This window comes from Flavobacterium sp. PLA-1-15, assembly GCF_049060005.1.
GTDB lineage: Bacteria > Bacteroidota > Bacteroidia > Flavobacteriales > Flavobacteriaceae > Flavobacterium.
In genome coordinates, this window is sequence record NZ_JBMGQS010000009.1 from 45,721 (window position 1) to 70,212 (window position 24,492).

The 24,492-nt window shown below is 40.7% G+C and carries 16 protein-coding genes; 6 read left to right on the forward strand and 10 right to left on the reverse strand.

Translation table 11 applies throughout. The features are described from left to right. Positions 1-63 precede the first annotated feature (63 nt). Complete coding sequence (locus tag ACI6PS_RS07830) at positions 64-2,607, forward strand: S9 family peptidase (RefSeq protein ID WP_421011999.1); 2,544 nt, start codon at positions 64-66, stop codon at positions 2,605-2,607. 58 nt (positions 2,608-2,665) lie between these two features. Here the strand turns inward: ACI6PS_RS07830 and ACI6PS_RS07835 are convergent, their stop codons facing one another. From ACI6PS_RS07835 to ACI6PS_RS07880, 10 genes are all read right to left on the reverse strand, one after another. Beyond that, positions 2,666-2,929 (reverse strand): DUF6520 family protein, encoded by a 264-nt coding sequence (locus ACI6PS_RS07835; protein WP_421012000.1) that lies wholly within the window; start codon positions 2,927-2,929, stop codon positions 2,666-2,668. A gap of 78 nt (positions 2,930-3,007) precedes the next feature. Next, complete coding sequence (locus ACI6PS_RS07840; RefSeq protein WP_421012001.1) at positions 3,008-4,519, reverse strand: MauE/DoxX family redox-associated membrane protein; 1,512 nt, start codon at positions 4,517-4,519, stop codon at positions 3,008-3,010. A 107-nt stretch (positions 4,520-4,626) separates the two neighbouring features. Further along, a complete protein-coding gene (locus tag ACI6PS_RS07845; RefSeq protein ID WP_421012002.1) occupies positions 4,627-5,538 on the reverse strand; it encodes a helix-turn-helix transcriptional regulator in 912 nt (303 codons plus the stop codon). Between the two features lie 147 nt (positions 5,539-5,685). Next, complete coding sequence (locus tag ACI6PS_RS07850) at positions 5,686-5,916, reverse strand: helix-turn-helix domain-containing protein (protein ID WP_421012041.1); 231 nt, start codon at positions 5,914-5,916, stop codon at positions 5,686-5,688. Positions 5,917-6,027: 111 nt separating this feature from the next. Next, entirely contained in the window at positions 6,028-6,552 is a 525-nt protein-coding gene (locus ACI6PS_RS07855; protein WP_421012003.1) for a hypothetical protein, read from the reverse strand. Then, positions 6,539-7,747, reverse strand: a complete 1,209-nt coding sequence (locus ACI6PS_RS07860) for a hypothetical protein (protein ID WP_421012004.1) — start codon at positions 7,745-7,747, stop codon at positions 6,539-6,541. Before ACI6PS_RS07860 ends, ACI6PS_RS07855 begins: the two co-directional genes overlap by 14 nt. Continuing rightward, positions 7,747-9,900, reverse strand: a complete 2,154-nt coding sequence (locus tag ACI6PS_RS07865) for a type II secretion system protein GspD (protein WP_421012005.1) — start codon at positions 9,898-9,900, stop codon at positions 7,747-7,749. The genes ACI6PS_RS07860 and ACI6PS_RS07865 overlap by 1 nt, the downstream gene beginning before the upstream one ends. A 36-nt stretch (positions 9,901-9,936) precedes the next feature. Further along, positions 9,937-11,340 (reverse strand): GspE/PulE family protein, encoded by a 1,404-nt coding sequence (locus ACI6PS_RS07870; protein WP_421012006.1) that lies wholly within the window; start codon positions 11,338-11,340, stop codon positions 9,937-9,939. After that, positions 11,341-11,823, reverse strand: coding sequence for a hypothetical protein (locus ACI6PS_RS07875; RefSeq protein ID WP_421012007.1), 483 nt, complete (start codon positions 11,821-11,823; stop codon positions 11,341-11,343). Next, positions 11,823-12,233, reverse strand: coding sequence for a prepilin-type N-terminal cleavage/methylation domain-containing protein (locus ACI6PS_RS07880; protein ID WP_421012008.1), 411 nt, complete (start codon positions 12,231-12,233; stop codon positions 11,823-11,825). Before ACI6PS_RS07880 ends, ACI6PS_RS07875 begins: the two co-directional genes overlap by 1 nt. Before the next feature lie 115 nt (positions 12,234-12,348). Between ACI6PS_RS07880 and ACI6PS_RS07885 the strand changes: the two genes are divergently transcribed. The 5 genes from ACI6PS_RS07885 (at position 12,349) to ACI6PS_RS07905 (ending at position 24,489) form a co-directional block, all read left to right on the forward strand. Then, positions 12,349-12,882, forward strand: a complete 534-nt coding sequence (locus tag ACI6PS_RS07885; protein ID WP_421012009.1) for an OmpH family outer membrane protein — start codon at positions 12,349-12,351, stop codon at positions 12,880-12,882. After that, positions 12,869-13,471 (forward strand): hypothetical protein, encoded by a 603-nt coding sequence (locus ACI6PS_RS07890; protein ID WP_421012010.1) that lies wholly within the window; start codon positions 12,869-12,871, stop codon positions 13,469-13,471. Before ACI6PS_RS07885 ends, ACI6PS_RS07890 begins: the two co-directional genes overlap by 14 nt. Before the next feature lie 9 nt (positions 13,472-13,480). Beyond that, positions 13,481-18,370: a hypothetical protein gene (locus ACI6PS_RS07895; RefSeq protein WP_421012011.1), complete on the forward strand. Its 4,890-nt coding sequence runs from the start codon at positions 13,481-13,483 to the stop codon at positions 18,368-18,370. Positions 18,371-18,516: 146 nt separating this feature from the next. After that, positions 18,517-20,016, forward strand: coding sequence for a hypothetical protein (locus ACI6PS_RS07900; RefSeq protein ID WP_421012012.1), 1,500 nt, complete (start codon positions 18,517-18,519; stop codon positions 20,014-20,016). A 6-nt stretch (positions 20,017-20,022) separates the two neighbouring features. After that, complete coding sequence (locus ACI6PS_RS07905; protein ID WP_421012013.1) at positions 20,023-24,489, forward strand: lamin tail domain-containing protein; 4,467 nt, start codon at positions 20,023-20,025, stop codon at positions 24,487-24,489. Positions 24,490-24,492: the final 3 nt, after the last annotated feature.

The window sequence follows — 24,492 nt, forward strand, 5'->3', positions numbered from 1 at the left end:
AGGGCAGTCCTGTTAATTTGTTTAGTTACCTGCCCTGTGATGGGGCAGGGTAAACTAAAACGGATGCTGCAACGGGAAGATTATGCACGCTGGCACGTGCTTACTTCGGAAGGATTTTCTGCAGACGGCAGATGGTGCAGCTATTCCGTACGGTATGAAAGTGGTTTGGATACCCTGTTTGTAAAACGAACGGACGGCAAGAAACTACATGCCTTTCCGAAAGGAAGGTTTGGAACATTTAATAGCAGTGGGCTGTTTGCGTGTGGTAACGATCGGATGCAGTTGACGGTTTTTGAATTGGAGACGGGGAAGGTCCGCACCATGGAAAACGTAGTCCATTACCAATGGGCTGCCGATGGGCAGTACCTGCTGATTTGCCAGAAGGAGGGTGCAGTAGAGCACATAGTGCTGCACGATGCAAAAGGAAGGGAACAGCTGAAGCTGGAAAATATTGAAGCTTATACGGTAAGCCCCTCGGGTGGACGGCTGGCTTACGTTGCGCATAAAGGAATTGACCTAACCGTCGGGTCTATTGATTTTGGAGGTGCCTTGAGCCCCAGAACAGTGTACGCATCCGCTTCGGTCACTTATGGGAAACCCGTATGGGATAAAGACAGCAACGCCTTTGTATTTGTAGAGGTGGGCAAATCTAATGCAGAAGCTGCTGGGAAGGTCCATCTGTATAAGGTGGACGAAACCAAGCTTTTGACATTGGACATTGCCGCTACCAACACCGTTCCCAAAGACATGCACCTTAGCCTCAATGCTGAACTGATTACCCTTACCCCGGATTTAAAGCGTGTCTTTTTTGGACTGAAGCACAATAGCGCTTCCAGATCGGTGCCTGATGCAGGGGCAGTGCAGTTATGGAATGCCGCCGACAAATGGATCTATCCGCTGAAGGTGGAATGCGACGGTTGGAATGTGGTGGACAAGGTAGGGGTTTGGAACACCGACACGGGGCTGTTCCAGATGATAACCGACAATGAAATGCCCCGCCTGACACTAAACAGTACGGGCACACATGCCGTAATCCACAATCCGCAGGCCTACGAACCGCAACAAAGATTCTACAGCAATGTGGATTATTATGTGGTGGATTTGGATTCGGGTAAGCGTGAGCTCCTGCTCAAGGATTTTACTGCAGGAGAGTACAGTGTTGTCTTTTCGCCCGACGGACGTTACATCACCTATTTCAAGGAAAGGAATTGGTGGCTGTATGACATAGCATTAGGGAAGCACATCAAGCTTACTCCTGGAAAAAAATATCCACTGGACGATGAAGAAAACGACATTCCGGATACGGCGTCACCTTACAGCAGGCCGATGTGGTCTGCCGACGGAAAGTATTTCCTTTATATGGACCGTTACGACATTTGGAAGGTGACGGCAGACGGAGCTATAACTGAACGGCTTACTAATGGGAGGGAGGAGCAGATTCGTTTTAGGTGGGTGCCACTGCATAAGGGTGAGCAGTACCAACTGCACTATGATGGCGGCACAGGAGCGGTATATGATTTAAGTACGACACTCTATTTGGTTGGAAACAACGAAGACAAAGGCCTAAACGGCTATTACAGTTGGCATGCAAAGAAAGGTGTGAAACCGATTGTTGAAGGTGCGAAGCTGACGGAGCAGTTGCGGACAACCGCAAATGGCGACTGTCTGTATGTGGAGCAACGGTACGATGCGGCACCGTCACTTTGGATCAAGAAAAAGAATGGAAAGGCACAAAAGCTTTTCCAAAGCAACTCCCAGCAGCAGTGGTTCCATTGGGGCAAATCGGAACTGATTTCCTATACCAATAAAATGGGAAGGAAATTGACAGGAGTTCTTTTTTATCCTGCAGACTATCAACGCGACAAGCAGTATCCGATGATTGTGGAGGTCTATCAGAAAAGGGGAAGTGAACTCCATAGGTATGTCAATCCATCCGTATACAGCAAGAATGGTTTCAACGCTACAAATTATACAAGCCGTGGCTACTTTGTGCTGTTGCCCGATATGCAGTACGAAATGGGGTATGTTGGCGCTTCTGCGGTGGACTGTACTTTGAGTGCGATCAAGGCTGTGCAGGAACGAGCATCCATCGATCGGAAACGAATTGGACTCAGCGGGCATTCTTATGGTGGTTATGAAGTAAATTTTATCATAACCCAGACGGATGTCTTTGCCGCAGCCGTTTCGGGTGCAGGTGCAGCAGACCTCCAAAGCAGGTACTTGGATTACAGTAGAAACTATAATCGTCCTGAAATGTGGCGCTATGAGTATGATGCTATGCGTATGGGAACTTCACTGTTTGAAAATAAGGAGGTCTATGACCGAAATTCGCCAGTGGTGCATGCTAAAAGTATCCAGACGCCATTGTTGCTTTGGACAGGAGCAGATGACACGCAGGTAAACCCACAGCAAAGCTTGGAATTTCATTTGGCACTCAGGAGGTTGAAAAAGAAAAACATACTGTTGGTCTATCCAGAAGAGGGTCATATTATTTATGGCAGGCGTAATCAATATGATCTAAACAATAAGATAGAGGAGTGGTTCGACCATTATCTGAAGGGAGTGGAAGCACCCGCATGGTCAACATCCGATACAACAAAAGGGTAAAATAACAAATGCAGTTCCATAGTAGAACTGCATTTGCATTTTAAAACGTTCGCCAAATTTACGGTTTGAACATTTTAATGGTACAGGCACCTGCTAGGGTTTTTCTGTAGATCACATAAGTTCCTTCCACACAATCATCACCTTCTATTCGTGAACATTGAATAGGAGAATTGTCGCAAGAGGCAGCAGAAGTCTGGTGTTTCCAACCAGTTTCAAGCAATAGCGCTCTCTTTTTATTCATAGCGTTCGAATTGAACGCCATTCCTACTGCCAATAGTAACAGGGCCACAGGAAATACTGTTTTAGAAAAAAGATTTTTCATAATAAAAAGTAATATTAATGATGACCTACTCTGTTCACAGGTTTTCGGTCTTCCCCTGATGCCTGGCCAGGCTATACTTTAGTTAATTGAATTACTATCCTTGAAAGGTTTTCGGTAATAGTCCGTGATCTTGCTGTTGAGGCGGTAGCTCACAATACTGTTGCCAATCATGGCATATAGCATATCTCCACGTACCATAAAGCTTCTTAACTTCTTTCCTCCGACATCATAGATATAGAAGCTTGAAATATAGCTTTTGCTATCAGTGTCATAAACATCAATGATGCTGCTTTCTTTCCACATCTGAGAATCCTCATAACGTCCGACCAATCCTGCATTGACGAAGAGGAGGTTTTTGTGAACAACGTTTCCCTTATTTACTATCAGTGGTGGCTTTGACATCTTGCGTTCGTGCCTTTCTTCGATGTCGGCCACTTCAATCTTGGCTTTGCTTATGGTATCTATTGTCTTTCCCCGTGTGATTACATTCAAATTACGGCCAGCCAGCGTATATTGATTGCGGTAGCGATAGAGGTAGGTCAATCGGTTGGTAAGGCTGTCGAACTGCAAGGTTCCATCTGAATCAAACCTGCCGTCTATCTGTCTTGTCAAAATAGCGTCAGCAAAATGGACTTTGCCGTTCTGAAGGTTTAAGGTGCCGATGGTAGCATCGAGATTGGCTTTGCTGGTCTTGAAGGCAATATTGACCGAATCGATAATTTCTGGGTGTGAAAACCATGTGCTGTCCTTCCATTTCAGTGTGGCTTTCCAATCGGTTAGCGTACCTCGAAAGACGCAAGGCGTGGTACCGTCTATAAAGAAGAAGTAAGGAGGTCTGACCCTTACGACTGCGGAATGGAAGGTCAGATTTTCAGGAACCAATTTTATTTTTGGCTGTGCTAAAACATTCAAGGCGGTATCGAGAACTGTGATTTGGAAAGGTGCACCATAATTTCCCAAATAAATCTTATCCTTTCCTATTCCGGCGATGTAGTTTGAGTTGTAGTCGAATACCAATTCGTTCCTTTTCTCTGCCAGGAAATGAAAGTTCCTTATAAAGCTGTTGTGGTTCTTGGAGAGGTCTTCTGACATATAGTTTAGTAAGGTTATAAATCCAGTACTTAAAATCGCGGTTGCAACAAGTAGAAGAACCGTCAACTTTAAGCGTCGTGGTTCTGAAGAGAGGAGCAGCCCTACGGCGGCCAAGAGTACAAAAGTGCTATTAAAGATAAGATGGTCGGTCCAGTTAAGTTCTTCCAAAATGCCACCGCATGAGCAAGGGATATAATTACTGAAATTCAGTATGATGTAAATGTAGGCGGTGAACATCACCATCAGACTATAACCAGAATATAGTGCTATGACCCGTAGCTTGGGAATGATCAGTGCAATGGCAATAATAATCTCTACAGCAGGAACCAGCCATGAAATAATGCCTACAAAAGCTCCAAGTAAGGGTGATTGTCCGAGCTGCGCCTGGAAGTTATCGTAGTCTAGGAGTTTACTGATTGCTGCATATACAAACAAAATCATATAGAGTAGGGCAATCGTATAAACAGCGTTTGATTTTATTTGTGGTGACAGTTTCATTTGGTGCTTTTTGTCTGTTATTGTATTGTAAAGTTCAGACATTAAGCGCGTTACAGACCCTTCCTTTCGGCAGTAAGATTTGGCGTAACGGTAATACTCCCCATTTATTAGGAGCTTGTCTTTGTTTTTTTGAAAGGCAATGGCGCTATTCCGTATTTTTTCTTGAATGCTTTTGAGAAGTGGGAGGGGCTGCCGTAGCCGCATTGTTCGGCAATCACTGCCAGTGGGAGGTCGGTTTCCAGGAGTAGCAGTTTTGCCTTTGCCAGGCGTTCCTGCGTATAGAACTGGTGGATGCCGGTATTGAAGTAGTGTTTGAAGCCTTCCTTTAGTGCAAAGGTATTGGTGCCGAGTGTCCTTGCGAGCTGTTGGATTGTGGGCAGTGGGCGGTCCAGGTGCTGGAGGATCAGGTCGTGGAGCTGCTGCATGCGAACGGCATCGTTTCGCGCACTGTTGTGCTGGAATGTGGTTGCTGTTTCTGGAGGAAGGTGTGACCAAGAAAAGAGAAGGGAGACCTGCAGCTGGTTGCTGTTGAGCAACTTGTAGACGGAGCAGAGTGCAGGTACCGGGTGGCGGTGGAGCGTCAGCAGGGTAAGGGCAGTTGCGGTATGGAAGCTGCTCCGTCCTTGTGCTACTGCCAAGACTCCTTCCCAATTGTTAGCGGAGGTTTCGGTGAGCAAGGCGCTGAAGGGCCTTTCTGCCAATAGGATTGTTGGATATCGCAGTAGGCTGGGAATGCTGATGCTGAAGCTCTTGATGGTGCCTTCGGGACCTACCAATAGTTGTGCCTGTGTGAGTACACTTTGCCCCAGGGTTTCGGTATTATCCTCCTTGCTTTTGGCATTTACGGAATCTATCAAAAGCGGAAGTAGTGCTAGCAGTGTCTCGTTATCCTGCTTTTGGGCATTTGGTACTGCCGTATAAAACGACCGTTCCGCTGTGCGTGCGTATAATTCGTCGAAGATGCGCAGCAGGGTCTCTTCGTTGTCGTTTTGTTGGTGCTGTCCGGGGGTTGCCTTCATAGGATTTGTATTGGTGCGCGTTGCAGGAGGTTTACCGCTGTTCCGTTTTTATGGTAGCAAATATCGGCGTGTGCAGGGGGTATTACTTGTCAGATGGGTAGCATGTTTTGCGCAATCGGTAGTTTGCAACAAGAAGCGGTGTGGCTCCTACATGAAGTCAAAGAGCTGCTGGATTTGGATGTCCAGTGCCTCTGCAATAAGTTTGAGGTTGTTTACGGAGGTGTTCACTTTTCCGCGTTCGATCCTGCTGATTACGGATACGTCGAAATCGCAGTCGATTGCCAACTGCGCTTGGGACATACCCTTGTCTTCCCGTATCTTTTTGAGATGCGCGCCAAAAGCAATGAGGAAGGATGATTTGTCAATCTTTTTAACCACATACAAAAATCACTCTTATCGTAAAAAAGTACATAGGAGTATACTCCTACAGGGGCTACTTTCTACATTTTAAAAGCGGTATTGGTTTTGAGAGGACCGATCAAAATTTAATTATGGCAGGGCGCTATTCTTTTGGAGGATTACCGTCGCTGTTAGATAGTCGGAGTTGGTTTTATAATCCCTGTTTTTGGAAAAGTTGAGGTGTTTGATGATGCCCAAAGAAGGACTGTTTTCGATTTTATTGATTACACTGAGCGATCCATTAAAAGAGCCTTTTAGGGTAAACTGGTAGCTGTTTGTTTGAAATTCGTTTACTGTAAAACTGTGAGGCTCTTTAAAATCTGTGATTTTAAGGTTATGGGAAGCGCAATAACCGCTCAATTTTTCGAGTAGGTCGTTTTGAAAAGAAGCCGAAGGATTTATGCTGTATTGCAGGAGCATTGCATCGAGCTGTTTCTCTTTCTGAAGCAGTTTGTTCACCATTTCGGGAGTGATGCTTTCCTGGTTTATGGTTTGGCTTTTAGCGGCGTGGTCACGGTAATAAAAGAGGGTCTTTGCAATAGCAAAACGATAGCCTATAAAAAGCATGAAGATAAAACCTACCAGAAGGAGTTTGTTTTTTTTATTTAATCCCATCTTCGTTTAATTTTATTTTAATAGAGAATACGGTTTCATTTGCATCATTCTTTCCAAAATGCAGAATGATTACCTTGTTGATGGATTTCAAATTTTCAATTGAATCCATCCAGTTGGTGAAAGCATAGTTGTCTAAAGTGGTGCCCGAAATAAGGATTGTATGCTCGTCGGTACTTATAGGTTCCTGTTCTTTTATTTTCTTTTGCAAAGGATTAAAGACCAATTCAGAAAGTAATATGGAATGTGGCACTCCCTTTGTGATTTCATTTACGATCAGTGCACTTTTTGATGAAGCAAAGTCAATGGTGTTTTTGAGTTTCTGCTCCTTGGAGCTGATGCGTTCCTTTACTTTTTTTATTGATTCGTTTGAAGATTTGTTCAAGAGCAGGTTCTGGGATGCTTCTTCTGCCTTTTTATAATAATGGTTGAAGGCAAAGAAGTTGATGAGCAACACCCCCAATATAACGCCAATAAAGATTTTAAGGCTTTTTGAGAAAAAGGTCTTTTGGTTGTAGTCATCCTTTAATTGTTCATTGAAAACTGTTACATTTCCAGTAGTGTCACCATCCTTCAGCAATAGGCTTAAAATTCCCGAAAAAGGCATTACATGGCTGCTTCCTACCGACAGTCCATTGAGTTCATGTGTTTTCTCTGTGTATTCCTTTCGGCCTTGAATCGTTTGTTCTCCCTCCTTAAATGAGATGATTTGCGTATTGGTATGGATGGTGCTTTCTTCAGAAAATTTCACTATCTCCGAAAGGGAGGCTATACCAAGGCTAATTCCTGCTATGGAAACACTTTGCTTGCTGTAGGTCATAAGCAATTGGTCCACATAACTTTTTCTGCTTATGGCAATTACCGACTTGGACTGCATCCGAAATATCTCATAGTAGAATTCTGTCCATGCGATATTGGGGAATGCTCGGTGCAGTATCTTTTCGTCATTCGGTTCTGTACCCAGCACCTCTTTCTGTATGACCTGATTGGTATTGATGACCAAGAAGAAAGGAAGGCTTTTGTCCCATTTTTCTGCAAGGATATCCTGAGGCACTTTGTCCTTCTTTACTATGGATAGTCCTTCCTTGGTTTTTTCTATTCGCAATAAGGCTGTAAGCTCTTCATTTTCCAATGAATAGTGCTCAATACCAATGTATTGCTTTCCTATTAAAAGAGCTGTCAGTTTTGAAGCGATCATTAGTAGATGACGGTTGGCTTGATGATGACGGTTAGTTTTTTTCTTGAGTCCTCCCTCTTTCTTGAGCTGAAGAACCATTTGATGATTGGGATTCTTGAAAGCAGAGGTACACCGGAGCCCGAATCATTTTTTACCTTTTCTTCGAGTCCGCCCAGCACAATCAAGTCCTGGTCTTTTACACGGATGATTGAGGTAAATTCCCTTGAGTTGATTCCAGGGGGTGCATCCTTGTCTACTTTCTGTCCATTAAAGCTAGACTGTATCACCTTTATGTCCATTGTAATTTGCCCGTCTCCGGATACCAATGGCATAATGGTCACCGACAATTCTGCGTCAATAGGCTGGTAGTTTTTTATTTCCGATGCTTGCGGTATCTGCGAGCCGTAGAAATTCTGATTTGTCACCACATAGTAGGTGGTTTCGCCAATGGATAAATAAGCCTTGTGTCCATTTAAAGTAGAGAGTCTAGGAGACGATCTGACTTTTAGATTGCCGTTTGCCTCCATCGCTTTTATGTTTAGGTAAAAGTCGGGCACTACATTGCCGATGTTGAGAGAGCCAAAGCCGTCAAAGCGGTTGATGATCTTGTTGATGGTCTGGGCTCCATAGGTCATGTCTAAATTTGGATAGACTGAACCTTTTGTAGTTACGGGTTTGTCGCCGATTCCAGCACTTATTCCTGTTTCCACAATGGCATTTCTATTGACTTCCAGCAACATGACTTCAATCAAAATAACCGGGACAGCCTTGTCGATGTATTTGATAAATGATTCGAATCGTTCGATGTTTGCAGCGGGCCCATTGACGATAAAGCTGTTGAGTTCCTTGTCTACTTTTATGTCCAGGTCTTTCTTGATTTCATCAGGAATGATTGTCAGTATGGATTGGGAAGCATTGTTTTCTGAAACTGCATTTTGAGTTGTGATGCTTGAAGAATTTCTGTTATCATTGTAACTACTGCCAATTGCCCCGTTATAGCTGGTAAAGTTGTTACCGTTATTTAATCTTCCTGCACTTCTTCCTTCCCTAGAGGGATCGCTGAGCAGCTCTATTGAGCGGTGCATCAATGGTATGGATTTTATGTTTCGTATTACGAGCTGGCTTTTGGTTCCAAAATAATAAATGGATCCGTTTTTCCTAAACGTATAGGAATCTCCGCTGCTTGGCTGAGCCATCACTTCAGGATTGTTAAATTGCCCCTGTTGCGGATTGTTATTTACTGTGGCCGTACTTATCTTCGTTTCGAATAACTTCACAAGCAGTTCATCAAAAGTTATCTGCTTTGCCCTTACTGTAGCATTTCCTGTACTTTCAAGGGGACTGGCAATAAAGATGTCAATCCCAAGTTCTGTTCCGATGTCATAGATGATGCTTGAGATGGGCGTATTTTCGAAATCTACCTCCAGAACCTTTTTCTCTGCATCGAGGACGTTGAAAAAGAAATTGGATTTTCTGGAACGTTGTGGCTTGTTGGGACGTGCAGTGGTATTTTTTTCACCGCTGTTTTCAAAATAGGCGCCCTCCAATTGATCAAACAGGTAGAAGTTATCCCTGGATTTTGTTACCGTAAGATTGTTGGCATATGCCAATTTGTTCAATGCGGCGTCGAAGGGCATGTTCTTAATGTACACGGTCAGCAACTGGTTTTCCATTCCCGGCGCAAAAACTAGGTTCTTGCCGCTTTCGTCCATGATCTTTTTGAAGGCATCGTAGAGCTTATCGTTTTTTAAATTAAGCGTGATGAGGTCTTCATTTGTGGAATAGGCCACATCGATTGTTTTTTCGATAGGCATTTCTTCAGGCTTCCTATAGGGCTTTATGGAAAGGATATTTCCAGTGAAATCAATGCTCAGGCTATGTTCCTTGCAGAGGAATACCAATAGATCGGCTACGGTTACATCGGTAAAATTATTCACTATATTGATTTGTGACAGGGTTGGCTCGACGCTGATGTTGACCTTGTGCACTTCTGAAACAGCCAGCAGGAAGCTGGAGAGGGATGCTTCCCTGATGTTTATGTTTATCTTTTCGGATAGGCCTGGCGCGTCTGCGCTTATCGCTTCTATATTGTTTTTAATCTGCTGTATTCTGGCTTCTTGTGATTGGCACCATTGGAAAGCCAAGAACAGGAGTATCGTAATTGTTTTTTTCATCGCGTTTTCGGAATTGGTTGGTAAATATAGCCGTTATTACATTAGTAGGGAAAAAACTTCATCAATTGAAGTAGTTCCATTTTGGATGAGCGCCGTTGCATTTTTTTTCAATGTAAATATTTGCTTTTCTTCGATGTAGTTTTCTATGCTCAGCTGATTGTTTTTTATCAGAGTTGCAAGTTCTTTGTCGATGGGCAGTATTTCATAGATTGCTTTCCTGCCTGCGTAACCGGTATGGTAGCAATCTTCGCAGCCGACGGCTTCGAAATGCAGAAGCAAATCGGCTGGGATGCTAAATCCAGATGGGAATGACTCTTTGCTTATGGGTTTTTCTCTCTTGCAAGTTTTGCATAGTTTTCGCACGAGCCGTTGTGCGATGCTTACATTCAACGTGCTTGCTATTAAAAAAGAAGGAATGCCCATATCAATAAGTCTGGAAATTGTGGCCCATGCAGAGTTTGTATGAATGGTAGATAAAACTAGATGTCCTGTCAATGCTGCCCTTATGGCCATATTGGCTGTATTGACATCACGGATTTCCCCCACCATGATTATGTCAGGGTCTTGGCGCAGGAATGTTCGCAATGTTGCTGCAAAGTCAAGTCCGATGTTTTCCTTCAACTGTACTTGATTAATACCTTCAAGAGTATATTCGATTGGATCCTCCACGGTGAGGATGTTTGTTGTGGAAAGATTTAATCTTTTTAGTGTTGCATACAGTGTAGTGGTCTTTCCAGATCCTGTCGGTCCGGAAATTAGGACGATTCCGTTTGGTTTCTTAATACCTTCCAGATACGTTTTAAGTTCCTTTTCGGTGAACCCAAGTGCATCCAGTTCTATGTGGCTTGTATCCTTGCTTAATATACGCAGTACGATCTTTTCTCCGTGCAGTGTCGGCAAAACGGAGACACGGATGTCGAAATCACCGTATTCTGTAACAACTGTAATACGTCCGTCCTGAGGAAGCCTTTTTTCGGATATGTCGAGCTGTGCCCTGATTTTGATTTTGTTTACAATGATGGGATATTCTTCGGTATTGATGTGGAATTGCTCCTTTAGTTTTCCATCGAGGCGAAAACGTACTCTTGCATTGTTTTCATAAGGCTCAAAGTGAATGTCACTGCTTCCAATCTCCTTTGCATTTATGAGGATTTTTTCAAGGAAATCGGAAGAATAGTTGATGTTGGATACCGTTTGCGAAGTGGATTTCCTGTAGTTGGTCGAAAGTAACCGATTGATGTTTTCAGTGCTTTCTTTTTCTAGGACTAGAGGGAATCCCAAAAGGATGTTTAACTCAGATTGTAGGGCCTCCAAGGAATTACTATCTGTTTTCAATATGATATCCAAGCCCTCCTTCTTTACGGGAATGGCCCTGTATAGGTAGGCTTGTTCTGCCTTCACAAGTTGCTGTAGTTCGATTGGGATGTTAAAGGTGTTCATTTAGCTGGTGTATAATAACGGATAATTGAAGATCAGGTCGATGAGGTACACTGTTCCAAAAAAAAGTGACATGTATCCTGCCAATGGGACCGTCCTGTCAGATTGTTTGTTTTGCAACGCCATATGCAACATCAGTGAAAAGAATAGCGAAAAGATAAAGAGGACTAGAAATGACGTAATTGAAAAGGCGAATGCTATAGAGCCAAAAAAGAGAATGTCTCCAAAACCAAGCACTTCCTTTAGGAATGGTCTTCTAAGCTTCCATCTTGCGTAGAGGAAGCATACCAATACGATCAATAGCGTGAAGATAAGATTAAAGACTGTATTTACTATCGCACTGATGCTTCCAATTTTTAATAGTTGTATGCTAAAGCAAAGCAATCCTATCAAGGGAAACAAAAACCAACTGACCCTGCGGTCCTTATAATCTTGACGTAACACTATCAGGAAAAGCGCGATTACGGTAAGCTGTAGTACGATCATTAATCAGCAGTGATTTGTTTGGGATTGCCATTCTGATCGATTTCCCATACGTTGAAAACGCCATCACCATTGAAATCCGTCACTGCTGTTGCCCGAATCTTGAATTCGTTATTGGAAGATTGTATAATTTCATAGGTATAGTTGGCACTTCCATTTTCCGCTACGGTCTTCGGTATTTCAAAGTCCAGTTCGTTGAAGTCGGTGCTGTATTTGGAATACATGAAGTAGTGCTGCTTTTCCGCATTGTAGATTGCCTTAAGTTGTATCTGTGCTTCCACGCTTTTTGCCTTGGCAATTAGCGGCATTAAATTTGGCAAAGCTATTAGTAACAATATACCTATGATGGCAAGGACAATCAACATTTCTTGTAGGTTAAAAGATGGTAGTCTTTTCGATGCTATCTTATTCATGATTAGGTAATTTCAGACAAATATAATAATTAATATTATAAAAAAAAATTAACAATTTTTTTTGTTAAATAAAAATAAATGTTTAGTATTGTTAAAAATTATTAGTAAGAAAAAAATGAGAAAAGTTCCTTTGTTTTTAGCTGTTTTTGCTGTTGTTGTTAGTGGCGTTGCATTATATTTTGCGCATTCGGGTTCTGAATTGGTATATGTAGATGTAAACAAGCTTATTGAAGGATACAGTAGAACTAAGGTTGCCAAGGCAGATTTTGAAAAGAAAGCGACTCTGCTAAAGGGCAACATTGATTCGCTATTGGGCAATTGGCAAAAAGAGTTGCAAGCGTATGAAAAGGAAAGGGGGAGCCTTTCAGCAAACGAGCTAAAGCTGAAGCAGGAATTGCTTTCCCACAAGCAGGAACAGATCAATGGTTATCAGGAAGCCATCCAGAAACAGATCCAGGAAGAGGACAAGAAGATTACCCAGACGGTGATCAATGACATCAATGATTATGTGAAGGAATATGGTAAAGACAATGGTTACAAAATTATTTTTGGCGCAAGTGGTGGCGGTAACATCATGTATGCGGATGAATCGTCTGATCTGACAACAGCAATATTAAAAGGGCTCAATGCGGAATATGATAAAAAATAAACTATTCCTTGTAGTGTTTTTGGCGTTACTGTGCTCTTGCCAGAATTCATTTGAAACAGTGGAAGAAATGACCGCCTATCTTGAAGAGGAAGATAATGGCTACAGGTATTCCAAGATGGTTAATGGAGTGGATTATGTGTTGCAATATAAGCCTACAGATTTGATGGTGCTGCAGGAAGTGGGAGATACTCTTGCTGAAGATAAGATTGAAAAGTTGAGGCAGAAGTATGGACGGTATTTGTACTTTACTCTTTCCATGTCAAAAAACAATAAGGAATTGTTAAGCGGTGTTGTACATGACAAGCAAAGATTCGGTTCTATGGTCCAAGATTTGGCTTTTGAGATGGACCAAAAGATTCATCTGGTCAGTTCCCAAAAAGACACCTTGTCAATGGTTGATTTTGTGTACCCGCGTATGTATGGTATGACGAATTCGACCACCATAATGGTTGTCTATCCAAGGGATGAAAAGCATTTAGGCGAACAATATTTAAATTTTTCGATACAAGATTTAGGACTAAACACCGGAGAAGTAAAATTCAAAGTTGCTACACAATCTTTAAGAAACCAACCGACATTAAGATTTTAAGATAAACCTATGCAAAATCCAAAGCCCTTTCAAAGAAGAATAGCTATTGTTTTACTAGCCATATTTTTACCATCATTGTTGCCTATTAATTTGATGTATGCATCTAATAATGGCCCTAAAGCGCCAGAGGCTGCTTCTTTTGAGCCTGTTGATGCGACAGATATGGTAAATTTAATTACGGGCCAATATAGTTATGTTTTACCACTACTTAATATACCATCGCCCGAAGGAGGTTATCCATTAGCTTTATCTTATCATGCAGGTATTGCTTTAGATCAGCAAGCTTCTTGGACAGGTTTAGGGTGGAATTTAAACCCAGGAGCAATTGATAGAGGCATAAATGGTTATCCTGATGATTATAAAGCTGAGTATGTTAATGAATATTTCTATGATAATGGAGGAGTGGAATGGGCCAAATATCTTTCAGTAGGTTATTCAGTAGGTATGGCTTCTGTAGGAGTAGGATTTAATTGGGGGAGTAATCAGGCTTTAGGAGGACAAGTAAACTTAGGCTTAGGTTTTGATGTTGGAGGAGGAAGTAGTGTTGGTGCAAATGCGTCTATTGGTACTTCAGGGAGTTCTGTTGGTTTGGGAGCAACCTTTCAAGGTGGTTTAAGCATTGGAGCGAATATTAGCAAAGGAGGTGTTGGATTTAATGCAGGTTTTAATAGCAATGGAGCAGGTATTAATATAAGTCTTCAAAATGATGATTTGGAATTGATAATAAACTCTGGGAATTCAACAGGCTTTTCAATTTCTTCTTCAACTTCAGCAGGTACAGGTATTAAAGCAGGAGGTATTGGTGTTTCATATTCTAAATTTAGCAGTAACGCCTCGGTTAATGATTATGGAAGTGAAATAACTAGTTCAAATACCGGTTTGTACGTGCCTACTCCCATTGGGGTTTTTAGTTTTTCATATGGCAAACAAAGGATACGTTATCAAATGGGAAAAAATAAAGGAGGAGTAATTAACGGCCCCATTCATTTTAATTATTATGCGAATGCAGGTACAACTTTACAAGGTTGGCAAGATGCTGATCATCAATATCCAAAAAATTATTATTCAATGGATATATACGAGGTTCCATTAGAAGGTAATGATTTGGGAGTAGAAACGGACTACGAAATGAATAATCCTGCTTTTCCAGCATACGACACTTATAATGTACAGGGTCAAGGAATTTCAGGGAAGATGATGCCGATTTTATTTGAAAATGCACTTTTATATGGGACTGCTGATAGAGGATTTAATGATAAGGGCTATAAAGTAAGAAATAGTAATAATGCTTATGGTCATAATGTTGCTCCTTTAGCCAAGTTTGACAGCAAGCCATTTTTTTATTTTAATCATGAAATTAGCAATTATTTAGATTCTAGTGTAAATAATGCAAATTTTAATTCGAATAACAATAATCTGAATATGTTCTCGTACTATCAAAATGGTGTCGAGGAAAATGCAAAACCAAGAAGAAAAAGAGCTTCATATATTGAATATTTCTCGAATAGGGAGATCATGAATGATAATGAGAATATAAAAAGCAAAGGTTTTGTAGATACTAATTCGTCGGGATTTGATAGAAGTGTAGCTGTTAGAGATGGTATAGGTGCATTTAAAATAACAGCTATTGATGGTAAAACTTATCATTATTCACTACCGGTGTATAATCATGAAATTGTTACAAGAAGTTTTGGAATAAATAATAAGCCAGAACAAGATTCACATTTTGAGAAGTTTCAATTGCAGTCCTATGCAACCCATTGGTTATTGACTGCCATAACAGGACCTGACTTTATTGATAATGGAGATGGTATTGTTGGTGAGAATGATCTTGGTTATTGGGTCTCTTTTGATTATGGTCTATGGTCCGATTGCTTTGTATGGAAGGCTCCCTTTAAAAAGGATTATATAATTGATGACGAAAATCCTGAGATAAAGACTTGGATTAGGGGTAGAAAGCAAATTTATTATTTAGATAAAGTCAAAACAAGAACACATACTGCAATATTTGTTAAAAGTGAAAGGAATGATTCCAAAGGACAAGATTGGTCATTTTCTTCTACGCGACACGCAGAATATATCCCAGGATTTTCCTATACTAATCCTTATGAATTTAAATTCCATATTCCATCTCAGAAGCAACTAAAATTAGATAAAATAATATTACTGAAAAACAATTTTGATAATTCTAATAAGTCTTTTGGGAATGATAGCTCAAGTTCAGCTTATATTGATTATGGTGGTATAATGCTAACTTACACAAGTGATCGAGATGGTCACACTAAAGTACCTTATTATTCTCCTTATAATGCTTTTGACAATATAATTGATTCAAGCGATAATTTAGATAATACAATTAATAATTCAGTTAAGATAATTAATTTTAATTATGATTATTCATTAGTAAGAGGTGATAATAGGCTGACTCTAAAAAATGTTGAGTTTAATGGAAAATCAGAAAGTAAAGTGTTACCTCCGTATAAGTTTGATTACTACAGTTCTGATATTAATTTCAACATAGATAATCAGGATAGTTGGGGATTTTTAGCGAGTGATCCTAAAGCTTACAGTTTGAGACAAATTACTACACCAGAGGGGGCAAGAATTAAAATAGATTATGAAAAAAATAAAGTAAAAAGTGTAGTCGATAATAAATTAGTATTTACAAACAAAAATCTAACTAATTTTACCTCAACACTTCCTGTATATGCCAATAGTAATGATTTTAGTAATAAGAAAGTTATCATAGATGTTGGTAATACGGACAATTATCCAATATACTTAAATCAAATTGTAAAGATTGATTATTTAAATGAACGTATTGATAACAATCAACCAGCATCAATTCATAAGAAGTTTTTTTATAACGGCACAGGTTATATATCTAATGTAATAAGTACAAATAAATTTGAAGTTACTTTTTATAATGATGTAAACTTCTCGATTGTAAACACGTATCCTAGTTATGTCGACTCGCAAGTAATCGAAAATAAGATTAATGTAAACGTGGATCTCGGAGGTTTAATTTATGATGCAGGAATTAGGGTGTCAGCTATAGAGGTCAGAAATGTTAATCAAAACTTTAAAACTTCTTATAAATACGGAAGTAATGAAGACGGAATAGGGTATGTTAGTTATGTGCCCTATGCTCAAAACTTAACAAAAGAGCTACCATACAGCTCTGAACTTCCAGCACCCCGAGCAATGTATGAATTTGTTAATGTTTATTCTAAAAATTCGCTTAATTCGACTCTTGATAGAATAATGTATAGATTTAATATTTTAAAAGATAAATCTGAAGACCAGATTAAATTTGGTGATTTTTTTGAAATTATTAAAACTAATACCCAAATTTTGAACTATGCGAATTGTCAATGTTCATCTATGGCGAATGGATATAAAAATGTAAACGTTGGTAATTACATTATTAAGGATAATTTGTCAAGTTTAGGACAATTGTTAGAAATTACAAAGTTTAATTCTGAAAATCATATTATTTCGAAAATTAGTAACAATTATTATGGAATAAATCAGATTCCAGATAACATCGGAATTTTCCAAGAATCATACCAGCAATATAAAGAGATTCAATACACTGATTATGCTTCGGCAGAGAAGTGGCTTATAAATTCTTCAACAAGAATTACTTATCCAAGTATATTAAAATCATCGTCTAATCAAAGTAATAGCTATACGTATACCACTCATTACAATGATTATGATTTAGTTTCAGGTATTTCAAAAGAGCAAGTTCATACAACCAGCGATGGTAGAACATTCAAAACCAAACAAGTCCCTGCTTATACAAAGTATCCTCAAATGGGAAGCAAGGTTGATAATATTAACAATCGGAATATGCTATCACAGACTGCCACGACTTATTCCTATATACAAGATGCGGGCAGTTGGAAAGTAACTGGAGTAGGAATAACTACTTGGAGTAATATATGGAGCTATCAAAATATTGTTGGAGATGTTTCTTCCCCAACAGCCGATAAGGAAAAAATTTGGAGACAGCACAAATCGTATGTATGGAATGGTGTCAAAGATGCCAATGGAATCTTCTCAGGGTATAACGATACCAATGAGGATGGTTTTGTTTGGGGTGTCGGGCAACCGCAGACAAATTCGAAATGGAAGCAGACTTCTGAAATCACATTGTATGATCATTATTCCATGCCTTTAGAAGTTAAAGATATCAACAATAACAAAAGCGCAACCAAAATGGATGCCTTAAATGAAAAGGTTGAGGCAAGCGGTAATGCGGCTTACAACGAAATGTATTATTCCGGTGCTGAAATTTTTACTGATTGGGGCTATTGGGTTGGCCAAGAAGTCCGTAATTCAAGCGGCACAAGGACTACTGCAAAAGTACACACTGGTAAATACTCAATAGCCACGACCAGTGCATCCCAATTTGGTGTATTAATGCGGAATGGACATCGTAAAGGGAAGTATAAGATATCGGTTTGGGTGCATAAGGACAATCATCTCAAGGCAAGGCTTCGATGGTTTAACAATGATGCTGGTAATACTTTTCCTTTTAATGGAGAAAAAGTATTTGCTGGAGATTGGGTGTTGCTGAATCACTACACCGATCTTTCTTTTATGGACAATGCGGTTGCCTTCTGGTATGTAAATTCAGTGGATACTACTACGGTCTATTTTGATGACCTGATGATCCGTCCAATAGCTTCTTCTATCAATGGCTATGTGTATAATGAGTACGACGAGTTGACCCACATCATCGGCAACAATGGTTTGGCAACGCGCTTTGAATATGATGCGGCAGGCAGATTGGTCAAAACTTATGTTGAAGTGGCGGATGACCCGGCAAATGGTGTAATAGGCGGATTTAAATTGGCAAAGGAAAATAAGATTAACTATAAGAATTTGTAGTAAATAGTTGGATAATTAAAAATAAATATTAATTTTGAAAGCATAAGGAGAAGTATCTTAATTTTGATAAAGAGGGTATGCGTTGCGTGTATGCTATGGTTGTTTTTCTCGGCCCTTCTCCTTTTCTTTCCTGAATACTGACTTCTATGGGCAACCTCGATAGGAAAGATTTTCTAAAACTTACAGCATGGTCTTTTATGGCAACAATGTTGCCGGTTGGCAGAATAACGGCGATAGCTGCTGTTTTTGATACGACCACCAATATTATCCCTGCCAATGATGATTATATAAAAGCCCTTGCGCTTGCCAAGACGGCCAAGGATGCCTTTTATAAAAAGGATTTCGCAAGAGCAGAAACATTGTACCTCGACTGTATCAAACTTGCGCCAAGAGCTATCCGTTTCTATGACAATCTGGACAATGTATATGGCGCTCAGGGAGAAGTTTTGGCAAGTGTAGAACTTTATAGGAAAGGACTGCTTGCTAACCCGACCATCGTCTCGTTTTATGACAGGGCCGCCCGATCTTTGTTGAGGTTGGAAACTGGCAGGAAGCTTCTGGCAAGAAATTACCAGCAGAAGATAAGTTCCGCGTCTCTCCTTAAGGATGCCGAATCCCTGTATCTCAAAGCTCTTGAAATAGATGCAAAAAAAGCCTATTTGAGAATTGGATTGGACAAGATCAGTGAAAAGATGAAAAATTCCAGTATGCAAAAGGATGTCTCCCAGAAAAAGGAGCAAAAAGCTAGAAAAAAACAGCGGAAGACACTTTTAAAAAGCCATTTTGATAACAAGACTAATCGAGACATAGAAATACTGATTGAAAAGACCGCTTCCAAAAAAAGAACGAAACTCTATGTTGCGAAAGAAGTGCAACAACAGGAGCGACACATATTGCAACAACAAAAGAAATACTACAGGTTGCTGTTGTCTAGGAAATTGATGGACAATGAAACCATCCACTATGCGGAAAGACTTTTTGAACTCGATAATGGCGATACCCGCTCCTTAAGGATTTTAAAGAAGGAATACTATAAGAGTGGAAAATTCCGCGAGCTTATCCAAGCCAGGGAACAATTTGCCGCAAAGAAGCAATCGCTCTTTTCCTTCTTAGGTGTAATGGATGCAATAGAGCAGGCTTATAAAAAGGGGCAGGTAGGCGCCGACTATCTGGATCGAGCCCATTCAATAGGGAAGGAATTGATGACGAACTGGATGTTGATTCCCAGGACAGAAGTCGATGTTGTGGATAAGCTTGCAAAAGTGATGGTGCTTCAATCCAACTATACCGAGGCAAAAGCAATAACCAAGGCAAGTCTGTTGCGATTCCATACTACTTCCCCAGCTGTTACCAATAAGATGATGTACCGCTATGCAAAGATTTTTTTTGAAGAACGTCAGTACGAACAGGCTAAAAAGATTCTGCTTATTGCCTTACAAGAACAAGAGCGAACAGAAGATGACCTTCAATTTTTGCAAACTATTGCAAACGGCAAGGAACAAGAGACCCTTGCTGATAAGACCATTCTTCTCTATTTATTGCACAGTACGTATAGTGCCTTGAATGAAAAAGAACAAGCTTATGCTGTTCTAGAAAAACTCAGAATAGAAGATCCAAAAGACAGGTTTGTATTAACAAGAAAATAAGAGATTATGGCTGGTAAATTCAAATTGCTTGTAGTGCTATTATTTGTGTTTTTGAAGTCAAACGCCCAATGTGATGATTACGGAAGTATCGTCATATCGGAAATATACTTCGATACCCATTATACGGAGGATATCACTTCCAAATACCATTCCTTTGGGGAGTATATCGAATTGTACAATTCATCCAACGAGCCTATTGATTTGACAGACTGGGTCATCAAGGACAACCATACGCAATTTAAGTTTACGGTAAATACTTTTAATCCAGATGTCATAATCAAACCCGGAGGTTATAAAATCATCACCTATAACGGATTTTATGCGAATCCGGCCTATCCTTCAGCGGGTAATCCAAGTGTAATTGGCGGGAGAAACAAGTTCAAGGAGTTGTTTCCACAAGCCATTGGGCATGATGAGGACATCATCTTGCAAAACACCATGGTATTGTTTAATTATACCGATAAAGTTTCGTTATACAATTCAAGAGGCAGGCTTGTTGATGAGGTCTCCTATATGAATAATCCTTATTTTAATCCGACTCCCACGGCTTTGGAGTATATGGGTATAACAGACTATACGTATGTAGTTACCCCTTGGATTGGAAACGATGACGGAGGTGTGTTCAATGGACAGATGGGAATGGCGCCTACTTATAATCCCATTACAAGACAGCCAATTCTGGATGCACAGGGTCATGCTGTATTGGCAATGAACAATTCCTACATACAGGCCATCTATAGGTCTCAACCGGCAAATTATTATACGAATGGAGGAAAGGCCTTTCAGAATGCGGTCACCACTCCGTTTTCATTACCTTTTCCCATCCCGTTGAAAGAACCTGATCCACGGTTGTTTTTGGCCTCCCCATCAGACGAGAATTTGACAGAAGAGATGCATTATGATATAAAGTCAGGATCCTTAGTTGGGCATTCCGTAAGTTATTTTGATGAGTTGGGAAAGCCTACGGTTTCCCTGAACAAAGATTTTGAAACCGGCTTCACCTGGGGGTCGGAAACAACCTATGATGCTTTTGGCAGGCAGTCCAGCACTTCCTTTCCAGCTGTGACTTGTTTTGGGATGGAGAAGGTAAATTTTATGACTGAACAGAGTGCGCATTATGATTTTCTACTCACATACTATAGCAATAATAACAATTATGAGCCCTACCAAGCGACTGCAACACATCCTTATTCCACAATAAATTATGACAAGCTCAACCCTGGGAATGTCATTAATGCGGTGGGGGGCAATATGGTCAACGGTCAATGGAAAACGGACTACACGTTTACAGTTCCAGCCGCACAAGAGATGTATTATGTGTATGGCTACGGCTATTATGACGGTCCAGTTGTGGCTGGAAAGGAAGAAATTATTACCAAATTTTTCAAGACCGTAACTGTTGATGCCAATGGCGAGGAAAATGTCGTATTCAGTGACGGGGAAGGAAAAGTCTTGGCTACGGCGAGGACGGGAGGCACTACGTATCCTGTACATTCTCTTATAGGTTCCCAGGGATATATCGACGTGCACATACCAAAAGGGATAACAGCAGCGCAGATAACCTTGATTGGAGGCGGAGCCCTGTATGATGTTTATGACCTGAAAACAGGGTTAGCCGTTCCTACTACTAGCCTCATAGGAGGAAATGCCTATAGGGTGCAAGCAAAGATTACTCCTCTCACTGATCCTAAGGTGTATGTTACGAATGCAACTAATGGGGTTCTTTCTTACGATACCGGAGCAAGGGGCATATCCTACAGGGTTAACTACTATGACTATTCTGTTAATATTTATGATAAAGTAGGGCAACTCGTCAAGTATGTACAACCCAATGGCTATCAAGCCAATACTTCCATCAAGGCCACTCCCGCACATATGGCTGCAGGAGCAACAAGTTTTGCACAAACCTACAAGTATAATGCCCTAGGACAGGTTGTTGAATCCACCAGTCCTGATGAAGGAACCAGTAAATTTGTCTACCGCAACGATGGACAGATCCGTTATTCACAAAGTGCGTTCCAGAACAATACGAGGGTTTCGTATACAGATTATGATGCCTATGGAAGGCCTATAGAAAGTGGCGTTCTTCAGAATACATGGGCTAATGCAACGGCTGACCCTGATGGTGTCCTTTTGGCTGGTACAAGGACAGAACAGGTATTCAGCATATACGATTATGCGGATAACTTCACGATGACTCCCTTGGTCTCAATTCCGGCTAGTCAGAGCCTTGCCACGCTGTTGGGAGCAAATATTCAGTATTACAAGCAGAACAATTTGGCAGGCAATGTAGCAATGTCGTTCAAAAAGGATGGCACTGCATTTCCTGCCATTACCTGGTACAGCTATGACATCTATGGAAGGGTAGAATGGATGGTGCAATATCATCAGGACGTAGGGGCCAAGACTATAAATTATGAATACGATTATAAAGGGAATGTAACCAAGGTGCTGTATCAAAAAAACCAATCACAGGAATTATTTGCCCATCGGTATACCTATGACCTCAACAATGTGTTGAAGAAAGTGGAAACTTCGGTTAACAATACCGCTTTTACCACTCATGCGGATTATTCCTATTACATCTCAGGAGAGCTGAAGAGGGTCAACACGGCACAAGGAGTCCAGGGTACCGATTATGTCTATACGCTAGGAGGGATGCTGAAGAGTATTAATCACCCTAGCCTGGAACAGTCCAAGGATCCTGGAGGCGATGCAAATGATTTATTTGGGATGACCCTGGATTATTATGCGGGGGATTATACGCGCGCCGGAACCAATGTTACCTCCTATGCAACGGTAAGTGGCTACAATAAGGATCAATACAACGGAAACATAAAGGCCGTTAGATGGGCGAACAAGCAAATTGACCTTGAGTTGGGAGGCATTAAACAGAAGGCCTACCTCTACAACTACAACCGCAACAATTGGCTGTCGGATGCAAATTTCGGTGATGTCAATGGATCCCTTATAGCCCCTTCTCCCAGATATGGCGAAGGAGGCATTGGCTATGATCCCAATGGAAATATCCAAAGCTTGAGCAGAACCAATCATCAGGGCACCCTGGTGGACCGACTGAGCTATAACTATATGGGGAGTAATAGGCTAAATTACATAACAGAAAATGCTGCCGTTACTGCGGATCTTACAGATATAGAAAACCAATCGCTTGATAATTATCGATATGATGCAATAGGGCGCCTTAGAGACAATATCCTGGAAGGCCTAAAGTATGAGTATAATACACAAAATCTGGTTACGGCAGTCCTCAACAGCGCAGGCAAGCCCTTGGTTGCATTTGATTACAATGAAAGGGGCCAGCGTATTAGGAAAAGAACTTTCAATACTACAGATTTCCAACTTCAGAGCACTGATTATTATGTGTTGGATGTTTCGGGCAATGTGATGTCGATCTATACCAAGCCGTATAATGATGCCTTGAAGCAGAAAGAACTGCCTATTTATGGACTGAAGAGACTGGGTGTTTTCTTTAAAGCTGATGGTGCCAGTAATTATGAAATTACGGATCATCTGGGGAATGTACGGGCCGTTATCAGAAAGACAGGTTCTAATTTGAGCATGCCCTCCTTTGCCGACTATTATCCTTTTGGAGAAAAACTTCCTGTTCGAAATCTTTTCGGGAATTATCGCTACGCCTTCCAAGGGCAGGAATTGGATACCGAGACAGGAATGGAAGCTTTTCAATTGCGGCTTTGGGATGGTAGGATTGGTAGATGGTTGAGTCCTGATCCTTACAGGCAATATAGTTCTCCTTATCTTGGGATGGGAAATAACCCAATTGGAGGAATCGATCGTGATGGCGGGTTTTGGGAAGAGATATTTAATTATGTTAGAGGAAACGGTTATATAAGTAATGAAGGGAGGGATTTTTTAAAATCACAAGGAATAACAGATTATATTTCATTGTTTTCAAAAACTCCAACAGATTCCAAAGGTTTTCACACTGTTTCTTACAGCAAAGGTGACGAGGTTTATTTTCATAGATTTAGGAATGTAGATGATCTAGCTTTTGATGATGCGATTGGATTTAGAGTGACAGCCGGGGCTCAAGGTGGATTTAATCTCAGTAAAACAATTTCGATTGATTTAAAGTTATTTGCAGTAAAAATGATTGAATGGGATGCTTATAAGGGATGGTATAACATAGCAAATGAAAACGAGTCAAGTATGGATTTTCTAAGTGCGGGAATTGCAATTGGTGGATTTAGTGGAGAATTTGGATTTAATGTGTCGGGTCCTAAGAATCAAGGATTAGCTCATCAAAATTTTTCAGGACATATTCAAGGAGGATATACCGAATTCGCACAAGCTGGATATGATTGGGGAAATAAGGAACCCGAAAGAAATGGATTTTATACTCAGCATGGGGTTAAAGTATCGGGAGGAATCATTGTTGAGATTGAATTCTTTTGCTTAACAAAAATGCATCACGGTTTACCTCCAAAAAAATAATAA

Coding starts and splice junctions, on each gene's coding strand:
- ACI6PS_RS07835 (WP_421012000.1), bottom strand. CDS start 2,929: ATGAAAAATCTTTTTTCTAAAACAGTATTTCCTGTGGCCCTGTTACTA.
- ACI6PS_RS07860 (WP_421012004.1), bottom strand. CDS start 7,747: ATGATCGCTTCAAAACTGACAGCTCTTTTAATAGGAAAGCAATACATT.
- ACI6PS_RS07875 (WP_421012007.1), bottom strand. CDS start 11,823: ATGATCGTACTACAGCTTACCGTAATCGCGCTTTTCCTGATAGTGTTA.
- ACI6PS_RS07830 (WP_421011999.1), top strand. CDS start 64: ATGCTGCAACGGGAAGATTATGCACGCTGGCACGTGCTTACTTCGGAA.
- ACI6PS_RS07880 (WP_421012008.1), bottom strand. CDS start 12,233: ATGAATAAGATAGCATCGAAAAGACTACCATCTTTTAACCTACAAGAA.
- ACI6PS_RS07855 (WP_421012003.1), bottom strand. CDS start 6,552: ATGGGATTAAATAAAAAAAACAAACTCCTTCTGGTAGGTTTTATCTTC.
- ACI6PS_RS07890 (WP_421012010.1), top strand. CDS start 12,869: ATGATAAAAAATAAACTATTCCTTGTAGTGTTTTTGGCGTTACTGTGC.
- ACI6PS_RS07870 (WP_421012006.1), bottom strand. CDS start 11,340: ATGAACACCTTTAACATCCCAATCGAACTACAGCAACTTGTGAAGGCA.
- ACI6PS_RS07895 (WP_421012011.1), top strand. CDS start 13,481: ATGCAAAATCCAAAGCCCTTTCAAAGAAGAATAGCTATTGTTTTACTA.
- ACI6PS_RS07905 (WP_421012013.1), top strand. CDS start 20,023: ATGGCTGGTAAATTCAAATTGCTTGTAGTGCTATTATTTGTGTTTTTG.
- ACI6PS_RS07865 (WP_421012005.1), bottom strand. CDS start 9,900: ATGAAAAAAACAATTACGATACTCCTGTTCTTGGCTTTCCAATGGTGC.
- ACI6PS_RS07900 (WP_421012012.1), top strand. CDS start 18,517: ATGGGCAACCTCGATAGGAAAGATTTTCTAAAACTTACAGCATGGTCT.
- ACI6PS_RS07845 (WP_421012002.1), bottom strand. CDS start 5,538: ATGAAGGCAACCCCCGGACAGCACCAACAAAACGACAACGAAGAGACC.
- ACI6PS_RS07840 (WP_421012001.1), bottom strand. CDS start 4,519: ATGAAACTGTCACCACAAATAAAATCAAACGCTGTTTATACGATTGCC.
- ACI6PS_RS07885 (WP_421012009.1), top strand. CDS start 12,349: ATGAGAAAAGTTCCTTTGTTTTTAGCTGTTTTTGCTGTTGTTGTTAGT.